Source organism: Mycobacterium innocens (assembly GCF_900566055.1).
Taxonomy (GTDB): domain Bacteria; phylum Actinomycetota; class Actinomycetes; order Mycobacteriales; family Mycobacteriaceae; genus Mycobacterium; species Mycobacterium innocens.
In genome coordinates this window covers 1-3,111 of record NZ_UPHQ01000327.1, presented here as the reverse complement: position 1 = coordinate 3,111, position 3,111 = coordinate 1, and the positions used below count along the sequence as shown (strand labels likewise).

Genomic DNA, 3,111 nt, shown 5'->3' with positions numbered 1-3,111 from the left:
CCGGCGAGTTCTCGGTCAGCTTGAGACGATCAAGCGCGTCGAGGTAGGAGTTCACCGTCTCCTTTGCCGGAGCCCGCTGATCGTCACCGGCGATGTCTGCGCCTAGTGCGGTGACTTTGATCGCCGTTCCGACGGACCGCCCGAGCGACGCGAGTGCACGGCGAAGTCGGTCCGGAGTGCGCTTGCCGGTGCCGAGCTCCGGAATGTCGATGTCGACGATCTGGGCAAGGTAGTCGGCAAGCCACCCCCGGGCACTGCGCTCGGACTGATCGAGCAACGCCGGCCAGCCACCGATGACGATCCGCTCCATGAGGCTCGGGACCGTCATCGCGGTTCGCTTCGCCTTCTGCTCTTCGCCGCGCAGCAGAGCAGCCAGCGAAACCTCGCCCGTCGAGTGCCCGGATTCGAATAGGCTCATCGGCCGCATCCGCAGCGTGCCGATCCGACCCGCGCCGGAGTGCAATTCGCGCTCATATCTCGGAGTCGCCGATCCGGTCAGGATGTACAGGCCACGACGGCGAAGATCATCGACATGCCGCCGCACCTGGTCCCATATCTCCGGCGCGCGCTGCCATTCATCGAAAAGAATCGGTGTTTCCTGGTCGAACAGCTCGTCCGGGTTGAGTCCCAGGAGCGCCCGCGCGTTCGGGTCGGTGTCGAAGCGGACTGAACTCTTCGCCTGCCGGAGGGCGGTTTCCGTCTTGCCGCAGCCCTTCGGCCCATCGATGAGGACAGCACCGATCGAAATCAGCCGCTCGGATAGCTCGGCGTCGAGGACGCGTGCGCGATAGTCGAACATGACACCAATCTACGTTTCCGACAACTCATATTCGCTGTTTTCGACAGTCCATACTCGCTGTTTTCGACAGACCCGGACACGAGATCGACGCTGACGCCGGCCTTGGTCGCGGCATCGGCAACAGTTGAGCCGGTGTAGCCCTTGTCCAGCCAAACGTGCGTGATGCTCGGGGCGACGCGTTTGGCCTTGCGGAGCAGTTTCGGGAAAGCGGCCCGATCCTCAAATCTTGGCTGGGGTGACGACGGTCGCGACGAGGATGCCCCCGGAGTCGACGAGGATGTGGCGTTTGACGCCGTCGACCTTCTTGGCTGCGTCGAACCCACGCGGTCCGGCCACCGGCGATGCTTTGACGCTGGAGGAATCGACAACTGCCGCCGTGGGCCGGCGCTTGCGGCCGGCTCGGGTGCGGGCTTCACCGCGGATCGCAGTCAGTATCCGGTTCCACAGTCCGCTGTGGCACCAGCGCATGAAGTGTTTGTGCGCCGCTGACCAGCCGACGGTGAAGTCGTGCGGCAATTGTCGCCACGCGCACCCCGTGCGTAGCACATACAAGATGGCGTCGAGGTATTCGCGTCATCGTTGTGGTGGACATGGCCGTCCGCCACGCCGATGATCCGGCACGATGAACCTCGCGATACGCGCCCAGGCGGTGTCCGACAAATCGGAGTCATAGCGTCGGCTACGCCGCAGCGCCGGCCCGGGGTCACATAACCGCCGATAATGACCACGTGGTCCGACACGTCACGGTTGGCCAGTGGTTGTCGGTGGGCCATGGGATGCTCACGGCGATGAGTCGGCACACCACGTTTCGTTTCTGTCTCGACCCGACGGTCGAGCAGCAAGACGTGCTAGCACGGCATGCCGGGGCGGCCCGGTTCGCATTCAACCAGTGTCTTGCGATGGTGAAAACCGCGTTCACTGGCCGCAAAACCGACCCGAGTGTGGAAGTGCCGTCGACCGGGTTTGATCTGATCAACGCGTTCAACGGGTGGAAGAAGACTCAAGACGCCGGCCGGGTGTTCGCCATTGGCACCGATAGCGTCGCCGAGCTGGTCGTCACCGGCTTGCCGTGGCGAAACGAAGTGTGTCAGCAAGTTTTCGAGGAAGCCGCTGTGGACTGCGGCCGCGCACTGGCCGCCTGGTCAGACTCACGATCCGGCAAGCGAAAAGGTAAGCGAGTCGGCTTCCCGCGCTTCAAGAAGAAGACCAGCCAGATCGCGTCGTTCCGCCTGCGTAACAAGCACCCCAAGGGTCGCCCGCCAGCGATCCGGGTGGGCGACAACAACCGGCCACATTCAGTCACACTGCCGGGCATCGGGCAGATCGGGGTGCATGACGACACCCGCCGACTGCGGCGCATGCTCGCCAAGGACCGGGCCAAGATCTTGTTCGCCACCATCAACCGCCACGCCGGGCGGTGGTGGCTGTCGCTCGATGTCGAGGCCGCCGACCTGCATCCCACCCACCAACACGCAGCCCGCGATGTGGCCGATCACGGCGGCTGGGTCGGTGTTGACCGGGGATTGTCGGCGTTCCTCGTGCCGCGACCGCTGACGGCCACGAAGTCGCCCGTATCACCGAGGCACCCAAAGCGCTCGCCGCTGGGATGAAACGCCAACAGCGGCTCGCGAAATCATTGTCACGCAAACAGAAAGGATCCCGTAACCGCCGCGACGCCACAGCCAAGCTGGGGCGTCATCACCATCACGTCGCCAATGTGCGCCGCCACTTGCTGCACCAGGTGTCCAACGAGTTGGTCAAGACCCACGACCGGCTCGTCATCGAAGACCTGCACGTGGCCGGGATGCTGGCCAACCATCGGCTAGCCCGAGCTATTTCCGATGCCGGCTGGTCCGAATTCGCACGCCTGCTCAAGTACAAGCAGGCGTGGCGCGTCGGCCAGCTCATCGAAGCCGACCGCTGGTACCCCTGCAGCCAGCTCTGCTCGATCTGTGGAGACCATCGCACCGACCTGAGCCTGGCCGGTCGGGTCTTCCCCTGCGCAAACGGCCATTTTATACCGAAGTTACTGCTGTTTAGGTAGGGGTTTTCCCGGTTTGACCTGGGGTTTTGGCGGGTTTGGTGGTGTGGTGTTTGTCTACCTGACTATGCGGCGATGGTGAGGGGGATGGTGGCTTCGATGAGGTCGAAAGCGCGGCGTTGTTCGGGGGTGGGGTCGGTGAGTTTGTCGATTTCGATGTCGGTGTTGTGGTAGCGGATCCTGTTGCGGGTCAAAGTCTTGAGGTGTTCGAGTAGGCCAGCGAAAGTCCGTAAAGGGTGGCCCTGGGAGTCTTGCTTGGTGGAGACTTTAG

General features: G+C 63.4%; 4 protein-coding genes and 2 pseudogenes. 2 read left to right on the top strand and 4 right to left on the bottom strand.

Going from position 1 to position 3,111, the window contains the following annotated elements; all coding sequences use genetic code 11:
- From EET03_RS29410 to EET03_RS32845, 3 genes and pseudogenes are all read right to left on the bottom strand, one after another.
- Positions 1-799 (bottom strand): ATP-binding protein (locus tag EET03_RS29410; protein WP_208649165.1); only part of this gene is annotated, 799 nt, incomplete at its 3' end.
- Positions 800-1,018: 219 nt separating this feature from the next.
- Positions 1,019-1,267, bottom strand: a complete 249-nt coding sequence (locus tag EET03_RS29405; RefSeq protein WP_341868775.1) for a transposase — start codon at positions 1,265-1,267, stop codon at positions 1,019-1,021.
- Positions 1,244-1,360: pseudogene (locus EET03_RS32845) on the bottom strand (transposase); the annotation flags it as partial. The pseudogene EET03_RS32845 and the gene EET03_RS29405, both read right to left, overlap by 24 nt.
- Positions 1,361-1,527: 167 nt before the next feature.
- Between EET03_RS32845 and EET03_RS29400 the strand changes: the two are divergent.
- Both EET03_RS29400 and EET03_RS29395 read left to right on the top strand, forming a co-directional pair.
- Positions 1,528-2,409 (top strand): helix-turn-helix domain-containing protein, encoded by an 882-nt coding sequence (locus tag EET03_RS29400; RefSeq protein WP_136625792.1) that lies wholly within the window; start codon positions 1,528-1,530, stop codon positions 2,407-2,409.
- On the top strand, positions 2,322-2,843 hold the full coding sequence (locus EET03_RS29395) for an RNA-guided endonuclease TnpB family protein (RefSeq protein ID WP_082274625.1): 522 nt from the start codon (positions 2,322-2,324) through the stop codon (positions 2,841-2,843). The genes EET03_RS29400 and EET03_RS29395 overlap by 88 nt, the downstream gene beginning before the upstream one ends.
- 62 nt (positions 2,844-2,905) lie before the next feature.
- Here the strand turns inward: EET03_RS29395 and EET03_RS30990 are convergent.
- Positions 2,906-3,111, bottom strand: a pseudogene (locus EET03_RS30990) (IS1634 family transposase); the annotation flags it as partial.